Source organism: Lysinibacillus sp. FJAT-14222 (assembly GCF_001278875.1).
Classification (GTDB): Bacteria; Bacillota; Bacilli; order Bacillales_A; family Planococcaceae; genus Lysinibacillus; species Lysinibacillus agricola.
In genome coordinates, this window is sequence record NZ_LIYL01000059.1 from 243,605 (window position 1) to 261,126 (window position 17,522).

General features: G+C 33.6%; 21 protein-coding genes and 2 pseudogenes. 12 read left to right on the forward strand and 11 right to left on the reverse strand.

Annotated elements, in window-relative coordinates; genetic code table 11:
* Positions 1 to 409: 409 nt before the first annotated feature.
* The 3 genes from AN161_RS24875 to AN161_RS24885 form a co-directional block, all read right to left on the reverse strand.
* On the reverse strand, positions 410 to 838 hold the full coding sequence (locus tag AN161_RS24875; RefSeq protein WP_053596994.1) for a GNAT family N-acetyltransferase: 429 nt from the start codon (positions 836 to 838) through the stop codon (positions 410 to 412).
* Between the two features lie 390 nt (positions 839 to 1,228).
* Positions 1,229 to 1,561: a chaperone CsaA gene (csaA, locus tag AN161_RS24880; RefSeq protein WP_053596995.1), complete on the reverse strand. Its 333-nt coding sequence runs from the start codon at positions 1,559 to 1,561 to the stop codon at positions 1,229 to 1,231.
* Positions 1,562 to 1,670: 109 nt separating this feature from the next.
* Entirely contained in the window at positions 1,671 to 2,210 is a 540-nt protein-coding gene (locus AN161_RS24885; protein ID WP_053596996.1) for a hypothetical protein, read from the reverse strand.
* A gap of 196 nt (positions 2,211 to 2,406) precedes the next feature.
* On the opposite strand from AN161_RS24885, the gene AN161_RS24890 reads away from it, so the two are divergent.
* Positions 2,407 to 3,153: a polysaccharide deacetylase family protein gene (locus AN161_RS24890; protein WP_053596997.1), complete on the forward strand. Its 747-nt coding sequence runs from the start codon at positions 2,407 to 2,409 to the stop codon at positions 3,151 to 3,153.
* A gap of 89 nt (positions 3,154 to 3,242) precedes the next feature.
* Positions 3,243 to 3,735, forward strand: a pseudogene (locus AN161_RS24895) (peptidase E); the annotation flags it as partial.
* A gap of 133 nt (positions 3,736 to 3,868) precedes the next feature.
* On the opposite strand, the gene AN161_RS24900 reads toward AN161_RS24895, so the two are convergent.
* Both AN161_RS24900 and AN161_RS29185 read right to left on the reverse strand, forming a co-directional pair.
* Complete coding sequence (locus AN161_RS24900; protein WP_053596999.1) at positions 3,869 to 4,210, reverse strand: hypothetical protein; 342 nt, start codon at positions 4,208 to 4,210, stop codon at positions 3,869 to 3,871.
* Positions 4,161 to 4,556: a hypothetical protein gene (locus tag AN161_RS29185; RefSeq protein WP_143115062.1), complete on the reverse strand. Its 396-nt coding sequence runs from the start codon at positions 4,554 to 4,556 to the stop codon at positions 4,161 to 4,163. The genes AN161_RS24900 and AN161_RS29185 overlap by 50 nt, the downstream gene beginning before the upstream one ends.
* A 474-nt stretch (positions 4,557 to 5,030) precedes the next feature.
* On the opposite strand from AN161_RS29185, the gene AN161_RS24905 reads away from it, so the two are divergent.
* Positions 5,031 to 5,321 (forward strand): DUF5316 domain-containing protein, encoded by a 291-nt coding sequence (locus AN161_RS24905; RefSeq protein WP_053597000.1) that lies wholly within the window; start codon positions 5,031 to 5,033, stop codon positions 5,319 to 5,321.
* Positions 5,322 to 6,181: 860 nt separating this feature from the next.
* The gene (locus AN161_RS24910; protein WP_053597001.1) at positions 6,182 to 6,478 is read left to right on the forward strand and encodes a hypothetical protein; all 297 of its coding nucleotides are present in this window, start codon (positions 6,182 to 6,184) and stop codon (positions 6,476 to 6,478) included.
* 183 nt (positions 6,479 to 6,661) lie between these two features.
* On the opposite strand, the gene AN161_RS24915 is transcribed toward AN161_RS24910, so the two are convergent.
* On the reverse strand, positions 6,662 to 6,856 hold the full coding sequence (locus tag AN161_RS24915; protein WP_241774644.1) for a hypothetical protein: 195 nt from the start codon (positions 6,854 to 6,856) through the stop codon (positions 6,662 to 6,664).
* A 392-nt stretch (positions 6,857 to 7,248) separates the two neighbouring features.
* On the opposite strand from AN161_RS24915, the gene AN161_RS24920 reads away from it, so the two are divergent.
* Entirely contained in the window at positions 7,249 to 7,758 is a 510-nt protein-coding gene (locus tag AN161_RS24920; protein ID WP_053597002.1) for a MepB family protein, read from the forward strand.
* A gap of 112 nt (positions 7,759 to 7,870) precedes the next feature.
* Positions 7,871 to 8,362, forward strand: a pseudogene (locus AN161_RS24925) (GNAT family N-acetyltransferase); the annotation flags it as partial.
* Positions 8,363 to 9,309: 947 nt separating this feature from the next.
* Here AN161_RS24925 and AN161_RS24935 read toward each other — a convergent pair.
* Together AN161_RS24935 and AN161_RS24940 are read right to left on the reverse strand one after the other, a co-directional pair.
* Complete coding sequence (locus AN161_RS24935; RefSeq protein WP_053597003.1) at positions 9,310 to 9,561, reverse strand: hypothetical protein; 252 nt, start codon at positions 9,559 to 9,561, stop codon at positions 9,310 to 9,312.
* Positions 9,551 to 9,763, reverse strand: coding sequence for a helix-turn-helix transcriptional regulator (locus AN161_RS24940; protein WP_053597004.1), 213 nt, complete (start codon positions 9,761 to 9,763; stop codon positions 9,551 to 9,553). Before AN161_RS24940 ends, AN161_RS24935 begins: the two co-directional genes overlap by 11 nt.
* Before the next feature lie 348 nt (positions 9,764 to 10,111).
* Here AN161_RS24940 and AN161_RS24945 point away from each other — a divergent pair, with 348 nt between their 5' ends.
* Positions 10,112 to 12,148, forward strand: a complete 2,037-nt coding sequence (locus tag AN161_RS24945) for a hypothetical protein (RefSeq protein ID WP_241774645.1) — start codon at positions 10,112 to 10,114, stop codon at positions 12,146 to 12,148.
* A 171-nt stretch (positions 12,149 to 12,319) separates the two neighbouring features.
* Here AN161_RS24945 and AN161_RS30000 read toward each other — a convergent pair whose 3' ends face one another.
* Together AN161_RS30000 and AN161_RS24950 are read right to left on the reverse strand one after the other, a co-directional pair.
* A complete protein-coding gene (locus AN161_RS30000) occupies positions 12,320 to 12,496 on the reverse strand; it encodes a hypothetical protein (protein WP_158003104.1) in 177 nt (58 codons plus the stop codon).
* A gap of 90 nt (positions 12,497 to 12,586) precedes the next feature.
* On the reverse strand, positions 12,587 to 13,000 hold the full coding sequence (locus AN161_RS24950) for a DNA mismatch repair protein MutT (RefSeq protein WP_053597005.1): 414 nt from the start codon (positions 12,998 to 13,000) through the stop codon (positions 12,587 to 12,589).
* A 360-nt stretch (positions 13,001 to 13,360) separates the two neighbouring features.
* On the opposite strand from AN161_RS24950, the gene AN161_RS24955 reads away from it, so the two are divergent.
* From AN161_RS24955 to AN161_RS24970, 4 genes are all read left to right on the forward strand, one after another.
* Entirely contained in the window at positions 13,361 to 13,669 is a 309-nt protein-coding gene (locus AN161_RS24955) for a hypothetical protein (RefSeq protein WP_053597006.1), read from the forward strand.
* 173 nt (positions 13,670 to 13,842) lie between these two features.
* Positions 13,843 to 14,262: a hypothetical protein gene (locus AN161_RS24960; RefSeq protein WP_053597007.1), complete on the forward strand. Its 420-nt coding sequence runs from the start codon at positions 13,843 to 13,845 to the stop codon at positions 14,260 to 14,262.
* Between the two features lie 241 nt (positions 14,263 to 14,503).
* Positions 14,504 to 15,385 (forward strand): DnaD domain protein, encoded by an 882-nt coding sequence (locus AN161_RS24965; RefSeq protein WP_053597008.1) that lies wholly within the window; start codon positions 14,504 to 14,506, stop codon positions 15,383 to 15,385.
* 148 nt (positions 15,386 to 15,533) lie between these two features.
* The gene (locus tag AN161_RS24970; RefSeq protein ID WP_053597009.1) at positions 15,534 to 15,866 is read left to right on the forward strand and encodes a DUF1093 domain-containing protein; all 333 of its coding nucleotides are present in this window, start codon (positions 15,534 to 15,536) and stop codon (positions 15,864 to 15,866) included.
* Between the two features lie 420 nt (positions 15,867 to 16,286).
* Here the strand turns inward: AN161_RS24970 and AN161_RS30005 are convergent, their stop codons facing one another.
* Positions 16,287 to 16,445 carry a hypothetical protein gene (locus AN161_RS30005; protein WP_158003105.1) on the reverse strand — a complete coding sequence of 53 codons (159 nt, stop codon included), beginning with the start codon at positions 16,443 to 16,445 and terminating at the stop codon, positions 16,287 to 16,289.
* A 246-nt stretch (positions 16,446 to 16,691) separates the two neighbouring features.
* On the opposite strand from AN161_RS30005, the gene AN161_RS24975 reads away from it, so the two are divergent.
* On the forward strand, positions 16,692 to 17,411 hold the full coding sequence (locus AN161_RS24975; RefSeq protein WP_053597010.1) for an MBL fold metallo-hydrolase: 720 nt from the start codon (positions 16,692 to 16,694) through the stop codon (positions 17,409 to 17,411).
* Positions 17,412 to 17,522 lie beyond the last annotated feature (111 nt).

A 17,522-nucleotide genomic window follows, 5' to 3' on the forward strand; every position in this document is an offset into this window, starting at 1 on the left:
AGGCATTGACGGACGAATGCGTATGTTTTGTTAGTGCTCTTTTTTTGCCTAACACTCTCTCATAATCTTAATTGAGTTTGAAACCTACAATAATTAAGACAAGTCCTTATTTTTCTGGATTCTTTTAGGGGGAGTTCATTTCTACTAAAAAGACTGAAGTCAAATGCATAAGCTTAACTTCAGTCTAATTACATATTTAACTATTTCGATTTAACTTATCTGATATGCTTCTAAGTATTTCAGTTTGCTCCTGCTGTATGTTAATGAATTTAATTAAAAACCAAATGATAAAGGCAGCTGGAACAATGTAAAACATAAATATAACGAAAAGAGGTATCAGTGCAAAAAATATTTCCATTTTAAATCTCCCTTTTTTTATGAACAAAGTAGAGAGGTGGCCTCTGCTAAATTATTTTAACTCTAGATGTAAAATTGGATATTGGCGACCAGAACTATCTGTTGGCTCTTCACTGACAATAGTAAAACCATTTTTCAAATAAAACATCTTTGCATTTTCATTGTCTTTATTGACATCAACAGACCGTACATTAAATTCCTTAATAAGTTGTTGCATGATTTGTTTCCCGTATCCTTTTCCAGTTTCAGCCGGATCTAAAAATAGCATTTCTAAATGCTGTCTATTAGTGCCTGAAAAACCTATCAAAACATTTTCCACAAACCAAAGTCTCACATCAAGATGTGGGAAATACATAGGGATTTCCTTTTTAATGTCTTCCTTATCTTTTAAACTTAGAAAATCATGAGTTGCGGATACGGATCTATCCCAAAGATTTAAAATAGCTTCATAGTCATTAGTAGTTGCTTGTCTGTTTTTCATAGTAATCTCTCCTTTTTCTCCTTGTTTATCACGCTCCTTTCTATTTTTTAATTGAAGATTTTAACGATATAGCACCAGTTTAGATAAAATTCCATTTTTCATTTTCCTCCCAATTGAGGGGATTTGTTGATATTATCTTTGTGTATCAAAAATTATATCATTGACTATAATATGAAACAACGCCAGTAAAAATAATAAAAGGGCCACATTAGTGACCCTTAGTATCAAGCCAGGAGGTGTAAGTCTAATTAGCTTTACACTACTATATTTATGATGTAGATGCTATTTTAGTTAGTCTTGTGCCTGCGAAATAGATTCCTAAAAAAATTAAATTTTAGGAGAAATATTAAATCAACAATCACAAAAAGCCTCTTCGTAAAGAGGCTCATCTTAACTAATTTTAGTTCCATTTGGTACAGATTGGTCAGGGGTTAATAGAATCACATCTCCTTCTACAGGAACCCCGCCAATAACTAAAACTTCAGACTTAAAGCCTGCCACACGACGAGGTGGGAAATTTACAATAGCTACTACTTGCTTACCAACAATACCTTCTGGCGTATAGCGTTTAGTAATTTGAGCAGAGGATTGCTTGATGCCAAGATCTTCCCCAAAGTCAATTTTCATTTTAATGGCAGGAATCCTTGCTTTCGGAAGTTCTTCGGCTTGGGTCACTGTACCAATTCTTATATCAAGATTAACAAAGTTTTCTATAGTTGCCATAAAAGTACCCCTTAAGTGAATTTAATATTATAAATATTATCATGGAATAAACAAATATTCAAAAAAATTGAAGATGTCGTAGTTGATTGTATTTATTGAAGGGGAGTATTTAATTTTCTATTTGTATAAACTCTTGTAAATTCTTTTCAATGAGATTATTTACTTTTTTTATAGTAGTTGGATAAATACTCTCGAAAATAACATATAGCGATTCAAATGATGCTTGGAGGTCTTTGTTTTGATTTAATTCATCTCGAGTGATTGTAAAATTTTCTAATGTAATAGGGTGATTATGGCGTTTCAGCTCCTGTTCAATTTTCTCAAGGAGTAAAAGAAAAGATTCATCATTAAAATACCTAAAACATGCTTTGAGCGCTGCCCAATTTTTAGGCTGAGCCATGAAATAAGCACTCCACCAATAAAATTCGATAAGGGATTTACTAACATGGTTATAATAAACATAAAACATAAATAATGCTCTTTGGCCTTCAGTAAGTTCCTCATAAAAGCGTTCTTTAACTTGGACAGTACTGCTGTTAGATTCTTTGGACACTTTTACCTTATAATTTCTAATTAGTGGTTCAAAGCATCTTTGACTAAGGTTGGAACAATTTAGATCAAAATCTTCTTTTTTTACCTTTATTATCAAAAATAATCACACTCCTACCTAATAATATAACATTTGGAATAAGAATGTGCTGTTTTTTATTGCTTTCTGTGTTTTACATTCATTTTGGATTGTAATTGGTTTTTCATACAGATAAAAATACAAAAAAATAAAGCATCTTTTAGTTTAAACCTCAAATAATAATGATTAGAAATAATTATTTGCAGGAGGTGAAAACTTGAGGAAATATTATCTATTAATCGCACTATGCATTTTAGGAATATTTGTATTTTTTGTAAATGAAAAATCGTTTGCAGACAAAGGCAGAAAATATTACGAAGAAGCAGGACAAATTTTGTGGGATATAAAAACGGATGAAAAAGTTATTGCCTTAACCTTTGATGATGGTCCTCATAAAAAGTACACACCTGACATTTTAGATATATTATCCAAATACAATGCCAAGGCCACATTCTTTATTGTGGGTGAAAACGCAGAAAAAAACCCAGAGCTTGCTTTACGTGTCCACGAAGAAGGACACGAACTAGCCATTCACACATATACGCATCCTTTTAGAACAAATGTTTCCAATTTAATGAAAGAAATAAAACAAACACATGCAACAATATATGGTATTACGGGATATTCTCCTGTATTATTTAGACCAGTTGAAGGTCAATATACGGATGCCATGATTGATGCAATTGTAAAAGAAGGGTATAAAGTTGTGATGTGGTCATGGCATTTAGATACATTTGATTGGAAAAAGATAGGGGAAAAGAAAATTATCAACACGGTGTTGAAAGGTGCTAAGCCAGGTAGTGTAGTGTTATTTCATGACGGTGGTGGAAATCGTGAGCAAACCGTGAGAGCATTGGAAAAAATCTTACCAGAACTTGAAAATCAGGGATATAAATTTGTAACGATTTCTGAGCTACTTGAGATTCAAAAATTAAATAATGAAGATAAAAAAAGTAAGGATTAGAAAGCTTAAAATAGTTAATTGCTCGGTTCCTAATGTAAACTGAGCTTTGCTTTTCTCATCGGACGCCCCCAGTCGGAACGGAAATCTTTTTTTCTCCACCTACTCGTGATTTAGAAAGTTTTATTTTTGAAAAGGATATTATTTATGTTGGTGAGAGGAAATACTAAAAACCTTTTAGCTTTATGGAGAGAATGGTCGTTAGATAGTATTTTTAAGACTGCTTGGCATGAGGGAATCCTTTTAACAGGCATTAGTGCTGGTTCAATCTGTTGGTTCGAGGAAGGAATAACAGATTCATTTGGAGGAGATTTAGAGCCGATAACATGTTTAGGGTTTCTTCCAGGAAGTAATTGTCCTCATTATGATGGAGAAATCTATCGAAGACCAGCTTATCATAATTTGGTTAAAGCTAATAAGCTCTCATCTGGACTTGCCATAGATGATGGAGTAGCAGTTCATTTTATCAATCAAGAAATCCATAAAATAGTTAGTTCAAAGCCTAATAGTAAAGCATATAAGGTCTCCTTGGATAATGATATTAAAGAGCAAGAGTTATCTGTAGAGTATTTAGGGAATATATAAATATATTACTATCAACAGCTTTGAAAAATAAGCCTACTCATGACTTTCCCTGTCGTCTTGAATAGGCTTATTTATATTTTTAGAAGAAAAAACCCCTTTATTTATGAACGGTTCATCAAATTTATTGTTTTACTTATGCATCAATTGTGTCGATATAAAATTCGGTAAGCTTGGATTTTTCTGTGTCTGTTTTAGCTTCACAAAAAAGTACTAACTGACTCTCTTCATCGTCAAACCATAAATATCTTATTTCTGTACCAAATCCGCTATTATCATTGTATTCGTATACGTCTATGTCCATATCTTCATCACTTGGTGGTAAAGTAAGTACACCTTGCATCGGAATAACCTCGTTTAAAAACTCCTCAATCTCATCGTTTAGTTTATCTTCATTTTTAAGTTTTTCGTACCGAAGATTGACTAAATCAACAAGCGTTTCTTTTGTTACCTGTATTAGTTGGTCTTCTATTGCCATTTTGCTTTACCTCCAATGATGGAATATTAAAGTTATAGAATTCTGATAAATTACATAGTTGGCAAGTTAATACAAGCAGATTATAAAAGTGGCTCATCACCGTGAGGTTGATTTCCATTCCGACTGGGCGCTTTGTTGCTGTCGCTTCGCTTTCGCACAGATAAAAAATTGTAGCTGCCGCTTCGCTTTCGCTACAGAAAACATTTGTTGTTGCTGTCGCTTCGCTTTCGCACAGATAAAAAATTGTAGCTGTCGCTTCGCTTTCGCACAGATAAAAAATTGCCGCTGCCGCTTCGCTTTCGCGTAGAGCTTCCTGGGGTGCGTTCGATGCGCTCCAGGGTCTCATCTGTGACGTTGTGATCTGACCTTAAGGAGTCGTCAGCCTCTGCTCTAATCAACTTATATACATAATATCATCTCCAACTTTTTGGTGATGAATAAAACGAAACAAGAGGTTTCTCTTTATGGCCGATAAATCTCGAATCTACTATACAGATTCATTCTCAGGCGGCATCCTTGCAGCTGATATTATGCTTGACCAAATTGAAGAAATCTTTGCTAAATAACAATGACAGCCTGAAGACTAATAAAAAAATCGCAATACTCTCATCGACAAAGGATGATTGTATAGCGTTTTTCATTCGCTCAATTTTTACAGCAGTAATATTGAAGAAATTTATTGATTTCTTTAGGTAAAATAGGGGTATCTGCATATCGTAAAACACGGGTTAAAATTATGGATATCATACAAAAAAGTTTAACTTAAATTTGAAACAAAATAGTGTGATTGAACGTAAAATAAGGAGGGGAGGGGTTAGAGTTGAGGTATTTATTAATTGGCGTTTTATTATCATTATTCAGTGTTTTAATAGCAATGATTTTTTGGGGGATGGAACAGGTTTATTTAGTTTCAGGAACGGTCGGCTGTGTCTTCATTGGAATTTCAATGATTTTTTCAGGTTCCATGGTTAGTGGGGATAGGATGAGGGCAAACATTGCTACCGAAACATCAGAACATAGGGACGAACGCAATAAAATTACGTTAAATTCCTTATACATTGCTTTACCAAATATTGTTGTTGCGGTTTTATTTTATTTTTTAAGTAAATGAAATTGAATGGAAAGAACGCTCAGAACTCTTGAGCGTTTTTTGAACTTTTAAGTGAGGTAATTTAGGCAAATGGATCCAATTATTCTTCATCAAACAAAGTGAATTAATATTTCCTGAACTCTTTTGAGGATTTAAGAGTGTTATTTGCAGTGACAGGAAGAATTTAGAACTAAGTAATGCATAGAAACGGGACAAGATGAATTTTTCTCTTGCTATGGAATTTAGTAAACAAAAGAAAGTGTAGATAAATAAACAATGTTGAGGTGAAGGGCCCTGAATCTTTAACTCCTTTCCGGACGCAATGATGCCGGGGCATAATTGATTATGACTATTACTTACTGAAAACCTTGATGTTAAGTCGTTCTATTTTGAGAAAAAGAAAGGTGAAAAGTGGATATTTGAACGAAAGAATTTTGATTTTTTCGACAGTTGCATTAACGTTGTCTACATTATGTTTATTTATGTCAGGACATTTTAAATTCCTTTTACCCTTTTTACTTTTTACAGTTCCTGCCTTAGTTTTATTTTTATTAAATGAAATGAAAAAAAGCTCCTGATGAAAGTTGATAAATATCCAAAATAGGAATTGAGTTGTTTTAAATCACAAGCTACAACTTGTAAAAACGCTATAGCATTTTCCAAATCAGCACGCCTGATACAAAAACTATAAGAGGGCAACCATACGGAAGTAGTAGTATGAGTGATTTAGGAAAGTATGTAGGCAATTGATAAATACTGGAAATATCATAAATGCATTAGTAGCCTGAATGTTATTTAATTTTTTTAGAATAATAAAATTGAAACCATTACAAATTTCAATCGTATAACAAATAAGGATTGTTCAGGGAGGTGTTTGTGCTATGCCATTTAGCGGCTGGGCTATACTAACGTTTTCAATTGTATTTTTCTTACCTTTCTTTATTTGGCTTTCTGCTAGTTATCTAAATAAATTACAAGGTAACGAAGATCACTCGAAAAGAAAAAATAACTATTGGGTATTCTTAGTATCGCTTGGGTTATTAAATTCCATGAATTCTTTCTTTTTTAAGATTCAAGATACATATTCTTTAGCAGTAACAATCTCAATCATTTTGTTATTTAGCCTATATATGTTTTTAATTGTACGGAAAGATAAGAAAAAAGTATCATTTAGGTAAGACTTTCAAGACAAAAGGGAATTATTTGAGCTGCGCATGAATAGCGGTGGAATGACTACGAAGGGTTTGGGAAGTTGATTCAACAGTGCAAAGATCCTCTTGAAGTAGACTATGTAAAATACATGTCTAATTTCAAGGGGGTTTTTATTAATTGTTTGTTCTTTCAATTTCATGGTTGTAACACTACATTTTAAAAAAAGCTTCGAATTGTTTAATGGTTGTTTGATATTTTTTCAATACTTCCAATGCAAGACCGGCTGCAATTGCTTGTAAACTATCTCCTAATGTAGAAATAGATGCACCAATATAGGTCAGTTTAGCTGCATAAATTTCAGGAGAATCAGTTGGGAAATTGGAGTTATGGTTTCTGATATTCATCAGCATTTCCTCCTTGAACTGTGTAAAATCAAATCATTATTTCATCATTTGCGTCATTGAATGGAATTTGGGATGAATGTCGGTTGGCGATAGTCAAACCTCTCTCGTGATGATAAAATAAGAACAGATATTCTTGTCTTGTGTGATGAAGAATCCATGATTGTCAAAACAATTGGTGTTAGCAATTTCGAATGACACATATAAAGAAACAGGCATCGGAATACGTACAATGCTCGTTCTGTTCAATTAACACGATAATAGAAGTGGACTTAAGCTAAATTAAGAACAGTAAATCAAAATGAAGAGACAAATGAAATTTTAATAAGCAATTACGGTGACAAGTCTGCAGATAGTATACTGGTATATCGTAGTGTATGGTAAGGAGTAAAACTATGAATAAATTTAATAAGACGTTAACATATGTAAATGAATTACTTTATGAACCTAATCATTTAATTATAGAAAACATTCAAGAAGAAACTCAAAATTCAGATTATGGGGCTGGGTTATTTCAGTTAAATTCTACATCGGTTAGATTTAGAGTCGCAAAAATAACACCTAACAAGATAGGACAATTTGTTGCATTTTGGGAAAAGGATGAAGCTAATAAAAACCAAGCATTTTCATATGACAATGCAACTGATCTATTGGTAATAAACACATTTAATAGTAATGGCGATTTTGGCCAATTCGTTTTTCCAAAAGAAGTTCTTTTAAAACAAAACATCCTTAAAACCGCCAATACAAAGGGGAAAATGGCAATTAGAGTTTATCCTTGTTGGGATACTCCCACTAGCAAACAAGCTATTGTAACACAAAAGTGGCAATTACCATATTTTATTAAGATTGATAATACTAATAGTTTACCAATACATGAGCTATTAAAATTATACGCCAACTAAAATTAGAATCTTTAAACAAAAAGAATAAGCACCATCCTTTATTACAGATTGGATAAAGTTTCATCTGATATAATTAGTTAATTTAAAAAATACTAAAGGTTGGTGAATTTTATTGAAAATTCTTGAGACTGATCGACTTGTCCTTCGCCTACAAACAACTGATGATGTGGCGTTTATCCTGGAGCTTTTGAACGATCCTTCCTGGTTGAAGTTCATAGGTGATTTCAGTGTGAAAACGCTGGATGATGCAAGGACCTATATTTTGAATGGACCTGTTCGCATGTATGAACAACTCGGTTTCTGCCTCTATTTGGTGGAACGAAAGGAGGGTCGTGCCCCGATTGGAATTTGCGGTCTGGTAAAAAGAGATTCCTTGGAAGATGTGGATATTGGATTTGCCTTTCGACCAAAGTATTGGTCAAAAGGTTATGCCTATGAAGCAGCCTCCGCAGTAATGTCATATGGAAAAGACACATTAGGACTAACTCGCATTGTGGCAATCACGACTCAAGAGAATCAGGCTTCCACCAATCTGCTAGAAAAACTAGGATTTCGGTTTGAGAGATTGATCCAGATGACCAATGACTCGGAAGAGCTTAAGCTTTTAGTGTTTGATGAAACGGAAAACCACATCAAAAAACAGTGGGAATCATCAGAAACAAAAGAAATTCTAGATCGATTATCCGCCTCCTTTTTTGATGCGTTTACCAATGAAAATGGATATAAACTGAATGTGCACGCCCTCTCCGAATTATTTATTCCAGAGGCCATGATCATTTAAAATACAGATAGCGCTCCTATTATTTACAATCTTACACAGTTCATCGAATCCCGTGAGAAACTATTAAGCGAAGGTAACTTGATGAATTTCAAGGAAGAAGAAGTGTACGAAATCACAGAAATTTTCGGAAATATCGCTCGTCGCTTCAGCCTTTATGAAAAACAGGTGTGTTGTCTGGTGAAGCATTTGATACAATGGGCATGAAAACGATACAGTTTATTCGCACGCCCTATGGTTGGAAGATAAGCTCCATAGCTTGGGATGATGCAAAAAAAGGCTTAACCATTCCCGAAAGGTATCGAAAATTTTATACGATGAAGAAGACTCTTCCCTCGGGAGTTTTCTCCAGTATAGGCACAAAAAAATGAGGGGAATTCGGATAATAATGAAAGAGAAGTAAATAAGGGTCACTCGAACCAAAGTGACCCTAAACCACAAACTAGGAGGTGCAAAGCTAAGTTAGCTTTACACTACTATTAATATGATTTGGTAGCTATGTTTGTATAGTGAAATGCCTGTGAATTAGATTTAAAAATAAAAGCTATAAGGGACAATTTGCACTTTTAGAATTTTGTATGAGTCACGTCTGGACATCTCTACATGCTCTCCTTATTTATTTTAAGGCGATATAAGTAGTAAACATAGCAGGTAAAATAAAGTGCTATTAGACTGAAAAAAGAAACCTCATTCATATAACCAAACATCGCCAATGCTAGAAGACCAAAGGCAAATAAATTAATCATCAAATCAAATGCTTTGGATTTCGCATTTTAACTAATTGTTATATTTCGTTCATCATGTTCCTCAACGAGTTGTTCTTTTGTCTTATTCTTTTCATCTACCAATTGAGTGATGCCAGTACCTAATAACATGACTCCACAAAATCCAACTCCTATTGGTACTAAATCCATTCTAATAAAAGGTATGTTTAAAATTTCTGCACCAACAACACCTAAAATGATAGCCGAAATTAAAAGTAACATACCAACAATGATTATTGACCATAATAATTTATTTTTCATTATTCGATTCCTCCTCATAAATAAAGATTTCCTCTATAGTCATTCCGAAGTACCGTGCAATTTTAAATGCCAAAATAATAGATGGATTATATCTTCCATTTTCAAGGGATCCAATTGTTTGTCTTGATACTTCTAATGCAGCAGCAAGTTCCTCTTGTTTTATACCATTTTTTTTTCGTATTTCTTCCAATCTATTCTTCATGTTTATTCTCTTTCTTTTATGGGAAGATAAATTTCCATAATTGTAATAAAATAGTTCGTTCGTGTAAAGTTTACTTTCTCTTTTTTAAAAGCGCATATTTACACACCTTTTTTGAATTCGCATGCCTCATTGTTTAAGAGATAACTACCTCGTATAAATCAAGTGCCTAGACTTTGTGTATTTAAATATTCATAGTATTTCTGATATATAGTATAATAGAAAAAATTACATATATAGGAAATTTAATGAATTAAGGTGTGTTTTTGACATATATTTAAACAAATATTTTTCGTCAAGAACCACATAAAGTGATTTCACAAATTTAAAATACTAAGGAGATGTTGGAGAGTGAAAGAGAATATAGAAATGACAAATAAAGTGTATATTAATGATAATGATAGATATCCTGAATTCGAAAAAAATTTAAAAAGCTATTTTGATGAAGCGATTAGTAGTAGTAACAAATTATTTAAAACAAATGCTCAAGGTCTATTTGATTTGTATTTAGAAAATTTACCAGTAGAAGCTAAACAACATTATACTTGTAGCGCTTGTATACATTTCATTGAGCGATTTGGTGGTCTTGTAACGATTGATGAAAATGGCATTATTGCATCAGCTATGTGGGATGAGGATGTCACTCCTCCATTTTTTAAAGCTGCTGTTTCTGCAATGAAATCAGTAGTTTTAAACTCAAAAGTCATTGGTGTGTTTATTTCAGACTCACCAATATTAGGTTATCCTCGTACAGGAGAGTGGAATCATCTATCCGTTAAAGTCCCTGGAGAAATTGTGAATAGCTTTAGATTACAAACTGCGGGACAAGTGATGGCTGAGAAGTTAGAAGAATTCAAGATGCTAACCAATGCATTACTTGATTATTCTATCGAGACAGCTGAACAAGCAGTAGTTCTATTACAATCAGAAGCATTATACCGCTCAGATAGAGTATTAGGGGTTGCAGAATGGTTTAAAACATTGCATGAAAAACGTAATAGTGTAGGTAATAATAATCAGAAAACAAATATTGTTTGGTTAGCTGTTGCGACAGCTCCAGCTGGATTCTGTCATGTAAGAAGTTCTATGATCGGTACATTATTAGATGACATAGCTTCAGGTATGTCAGTTGAATCGGTTGCTCGCCGTTTTGCTGAGAAGATGAATCCAGCGAATTACATGCGCTCACAAGCTGCGCCAACACAAAATGCTATTGTAGAAGCAGAAAAAATTGTTGAAAAATTAGGAATCGCCAATTCTTTGCTAAGAAGATATGCTACTTTTGAAGAGATTCCGTCATTTTTGTGGGAAAATCATTCTGAGCCTAAAGTTGTTGAACAAAAAAAGGGCGTATTTTCAAGTATTATTCCTAAGAAAAAAGCCACATCAAAAGTATCTCTTCCGAGTACAGTAATGACATGGGATAAATTCCAACGAACAACACTACCAACAGCCGAAAATATTGAAGTATTGATTGATAATCCTAGCCGTTTAATGGCATTAGTTACTGCGTCCGATGAAACAGCGCCAAATATTTTACATTGGAACAATTCTTTTAGTTGGTATTATCACGGAGGAATAGATGGCGAAATTAAAAGAAGAGTAGAAAGTGCGGGCGGAAGATATGAAAATAATGAAATACGAGCTTCATTAATATGGGAAGGCTACACAGACTTAGATTTACATTGTATAACACCAAAAGGGGAACACGTCTACTATGGAGATAAAAGTGACAGATTTGGTGGCTGGTTAGATATCGATATGAATGGAGGGAGGCATAGAAACCCTTCCCCTGTTGAAAATATCAGATGGAGTGAAAATGCCCCAGTCGGACATTATAGATTTTATGTTCATAACTATTGTGAAAGAGGACAAGGAAGCACGCCATTCAAAATGGAACTAGAAGTAAACGGAAAAACATTCTCATATGTTGGAGTTGCTGGTGGGGAAGGTTTTGTAACTGATGTATTCGAATTTGATTATGTTAAAGGGCAACAGCCGAATATCAGTAGCCATTCATACGCTAGTGATGATTCATGGAGTGTTCAAGTAAATAATTTTGTAAGGGTAAATGGTATTACAACTTCACCAAATTTATGGGGTGAAGAGTCGGTCCCTCATTCTGGAAGTCACATTTTCTTTATATTGGATGGAGTAAAGGACTCTTCGGAAGGGAAAGGCAGAGGATTCTTCAATGAAACGCTTAAATCGGAATTAAGACAAATCAGAAAAACGTTAGAAGCCTATACTGCTAGTACACCAATTGAAGGTGCCAATAATGCAACAGCTTGTGGTGTGGGATATTCGAAAGATCATGATTGGAATCTAACGGTTAAAGTAACAACAAATAATTCTACTAGAGTCATTAAGATTGATAGATGGGATTAAAAGGAGCGAAGTTCTTCCGCTCTAACAAAAATGTTAGAAGTACGTTAAAAATGGCTCCTGGTCAAAAATTTCGACCAGGAGTTTACCTCTTCATACAAAAACTATCTTAATGGATTTTTATTTTGTTGTAGCATTAGCTAAATAAATAACTTCATGCATATCCTACTTATTTTAGTGTTTATTTTGATGAATTTGCTTCTGTAAAACTCTAAGTCCTACAAAAAATATGATTGCTCCAAAAAGTTTATAAAGAATATTTCTTTCTAAAAAGGTATCACTTGTGATGCTCATCAACAAACTGCCAAATAAAATAATTAAAACACCGAGAATGCCTATTAAATACCTCATGCATCTGCCTCCTAACTGAAAATAAAAGCTGAACATGTAAATGAGTTGCTAGTCTATAGGGTAAGAAGGTTTGCTACATAAAGCTTCTTGTCATACTAATTGTGAAATCTCATGGTCATTGATTATATAAGGTACTACTTCCGGCTCAACCCAAATGCGTGAAATCGTTTCATACTCTCGAAGAAATGGGAGACACTCTTGAATTTCCATGCGATAAAACATTTGATAACCGATTAAAGGGTACTTACCACCAGCATTAAATAAAGGATTGTCTTCATGATTGACTTCAATTGCTCCGATATACTTGATATGTCCCTTTACATAACCTTCTTCAAATGCCTTTCTATGCAATGCCTCTTCATTAAAACCTCTGCCATTTACATGGACCAACAAAACATTTCCTTTATAGAAACAAACTCCATGTACACTTGTTACTTCGCTGTAATCGTCAATTTTTTTCTTTGGTAGCCAAGTCAGTTTAACATGATGACCGCTCCAGTTCACATAAAATTGATTGTTCCTCTGCTTCTTTCTCCTTTGTTATTAATTAAGAAAATCATTGTATTTCCATTTTAGTTAATTGCAAGATGCAAGTATAGATGAAATTTCGCTAAACGTTTTGAAACAAAATATTATTCGACGTATTTTTATCAATCAGAGGGTGTATGGCTATTGATTATTCTATAAGGTTTGGAAAAGGCTTATTATATGCTTTTAAAAGAAAATTACAAAAAGAGTCACATCTAACTAGGTGTGGCCTTTTCTTATGCATCTAATAGCTATGACTAGATGCAATGGAGACCGTCTTAAGTCTAATGCCAGGCTATGTTTGACATCAACTTTATGTAACTGAGAGGTGGTACTATGCAATTAACAGATGGTACAAGGATATTTGATTCTGAAGTGATTGATGAAGCCGCAAAAAAATTACAACGGGATGAGCAGGAGCGGGAGATGCTAAATGCTTTTGCTCGCTATGCCTATCTTCGCTACAAGCAAATTAGAAATTGTGTAAACCCTCGTAAATGTAAATACATGAGGGTCGATCAAGTGCTGGAACAATTAAAATCTCCAGGAAAATTACAAAAAGTTAGCAATTTATTCAATATTACAGAAGAAGAAGTGCATTACATTGTAGATTTTGTGAAAAAGTATTTGAAGTATATAAAATAAACAAAAAGCTCCCGGTTAAAAATTTCAACCGGGAGAGTACCATTTAAAATTTTATCCAACAGTTTTGCCACTCTACCAGCAGTAACTTCGTATTTTCCGTATGCAAGGTTATCATTTCTCATCCATCCACACTATATAGTATTATAAACTTTAGAATTAAGGAGTGTGAGAATATGAGATTCATTAAATTCCTACTAATCTTTGTAATTATCCTCGGTGCTATTGGTTATGGGGTTTATCATTATGGTACGAAGTTTGCATCCGATAAGATCGTTGAGACGTTATCAACAGAATTAGAGGACAGTGGACAAATAGACGAGATAAAGAATACGATTGAAAGTGACCCTGAACTAAAAACATTTGTGGAAGAGGCTAAAACAGCAGACAGCAGCAAATTGCCGTTTACAACAAAAGAGGAAGCTACAAAAGTATTAATTCAAAAAGTTGGTATCTCGGAGCTTAATAATATAAGAGTAAAAGTACAAAACGGTTCAATGACGAAGGAACAGGTCATTCAAGAAATGGAAGGTAAATTAACAGACGATGAAATTATGGCACTAAAAGTAATCGTTTATAAAGAGTTATATAAATAAAACGTTGAGATCGTAATAAAGGAACAACTATTAGTTATAAAATGCTGTAAGACAAAGTAAATCACTAGTTTAGGACATGCCATTATAGCATGTCCTAATTTTTTTGCTTTTCAAACAAAATATGAAAACTTTGTCCCTTATTGTTGTCAAGACCTGTATATAAGTTAATGAATGAAGAATTGCTATGGGATGTGATTGCAATTGTCCATTTAATTCAAAGAACTTAAAAAAGGAGGGCATTATGGCAATATTTAGAGTTCAAAAAAAGGCGAGTTATGTTGTGTTAGACAAAGGATTTTTGAATGACATTAGTTTAAGCTGGAGAGCAAAAGGTTTGCTTGCTTACATGTTGTCACTGCCAGATGATTGGTCATTTTGTATTTCTGATTTAGCCACTCGTAGCAAATGTGGTCGTGATACAACTGCCAGCATTATTAAGGAACTAACGAAAGCAGGCTTTATTCACAAGGAGCAGGGCAGAACAAACCTTGGAAAGTTTGGCAAAATGGAACTCTTAGTGTTCGAAACACCACAAGCTGCACCGTTTACTGAAAATCCGATAACGGTTAATCCATCAACGGAGAAACCGCTAACGGAAAACCCGTCACTACTAATTAATAAGTTACTAAATAATAATTTACTAAATAAAAATAATAATGATGATGAGAGCAATTCCTCAGTAGAGAATTTTCCAAAAACACAAACGGCATTCCAGTTTTACGAGCAAAATGGCTTTGGCTCTCTATCTTCTCATGTAGCATACAAAATCGGAAATTGGATTGATGATCTTTCAGAAGAGCTCGTTATTCATGCTATGAAACTAGCAGTAGAAAACAATGTACTTCGTTGGAATTACGTTGAAAAGATTTTACACGATTGGATCCACAAGAAGTTTCAAACAATTGAGGAGGTAGAAGCGGACCGACTTCGCTTTAAAGCTCAAAAACAACAACTACATTCTAATCTGTCCAGTCAAAAACCGCGTCAAGAAGTTGTCCCAGAATGGTTCCATCACCGCCAAAAAGACAACATTGATACAGAGGCTGGACAAGCTATTGATTTTGCAGCTGAACGTCAAAAAATCTTGGAAACATTCAGGGGAATGACAGGGAGTATGAGATGAATTATATTAACCTCAGTTCAGACATAGTTTTTCAAGATGACAATTTTGTCAGCTAACTGTCATGTTCCGAAATTTAAAGTAGTGGAGAATTTATCTATACTTTTTTTGTAGCGATACGATTTCGTTAGAAAATGAGGAGGTAATAGAAATGAAAAAAATGAAATTCATAACGATAACTTTGTTATTCACTATTTTGTTAGTTGGTTGTGGTGAAAAGGGTGCATTGATTGAAAAAGATTTCTATGTTCAAATTAACGAGGAAGCACAAACTCCAGAAGGCAATAGTAATTACGTATATGTAGTAGATGGGTATGATAAAGATGGAAACGAAAAGGTTATCACTTTTTTTGTAGAAAAACCATTTGAAAAAGGGACAATCATCCGTGTTCCAAGAAGTTTAGAAGGATACACTGGTGATCCCGAAGTAATGAATGTGGATGAGTTACCAAACAATATTAAAGAGAAGTTTAATCAGAGCTAGATTTTCAAGCGTAATAGGGATCTAACTCATATCGTTTTGAGCAGATCTCTCTGTCACATCTAATAAGGCATGGCTCTTTTTGCAGAAAACCTCAAGTATAGTAGGCATGTACTACAATACTTGAGGTTTAAAGTAGTTATAATATCACTTTTTGGAAATCCATGTTTGAAATAAATCTTTGATGATTGATGGCTAAGCTACTTGACGTATAGTTAGATTCCAACATAAATAAATGAAGGTTAAAGTCTGCTTCTTGCAAAAAATGTTCTAGGAAATACATTTGAATCGTATCAGGTCTAAATAGCACAAAAACATCTGGCTGTTGATCATTATGTTCATTATCTTGAACTGGCTTAATAGTTGATAATAAATGTGTCAATAAAATATTAGCATTGCCAGGTGCATTTAAAATCGTGCAATTTACGAAATGCTCGGAATAAAAATAGCAAGCTCATCATTTTTTTTAGGTAGATAGAAATAGCCAGTTTCAGGATGCTTTTGATGAAGTGAATGAATATAGGCTCTTAGTGCGGAGTCATAGCCAGTTGTTTCGTCATAGAGTATAAGATAATTTGACACTATAGTATCCTTTCCATTTGAATCGAATTTATATTTATAGTATAAGAAAATCTAAGAGAATATTTTTTATTTGGTGAATATCCCAAATTAAAGACAGAAAATACTACATAAACGCATTGTTGTCAATAATTCTCTTAGCAAGAAAATGTTTCATGAACAGAATGAAATTATAAATCAAAGGGTAGGGATAGAAGGAGTTAACCTACAATGATGTTTACTAAATAAAGGAAATGGAGAGATTGCTTTATGTTGAAATTTATTGGCTCAGGAAGTGCATTTAATACAAAATTAGGTAATAATTCAGCATATTATAAAGTAGGTAATCAGATGTTACTTATTGATTGTGGTAGCAATATTTTTCACCGTATTAAAGAAAATAATATATTAGAAGGTATTGAGCACATCCATGTATTGGTAACTCATACTCATGCGGACCATGTAGGAAGCCTAGCTGATTTTATTTTTTATAGCTATTATTGTCATGGAGAATTCGCAAAACCTACTGTTTCTGTTTATTCCGTTCATGATGTGAAAATAGAGGAACTGTTGGCTATCAATGGTGTTATCCCAGAACTTCATTGCATAACAAAAAAATTTCAATCAGATACACAGTACAATCTAAATTTCTGTAAAGTACTATTTGAAAAATCTAGTCATGTTGAGGAGATCCCTTCTTATTCAATTGAATTATATATTGATGACAAACTTATTTATTATACAGGAGATACAAATAGCCTAAAATTATCTTTACTAAATCCAAATGAATCGAGTCAGGTCTATGATTATGTTTATGTCGATACTTGTAAAGCGGATTATGAAGGCAATGTGCATTTGTCATTACGAAAACTTAGTGAGTTAGTCAGTCGAGATTTACGTTCAAAGTTTTGGTGTATGCATTTAGATGAAGGTTTTGACCGTCAAGAAGCTGAAACATTAGGATTTAAAGTTGTGACGAACGAATTTTAAATATAGCTACTGGAAATCCCAATGTAAATCTACTTAATGAATTTAAGCGACCTCGCCCAACGAAAATCAGCGTCATCTAATTAACGGAAGTGGGTAAAAATGGTGAATTGA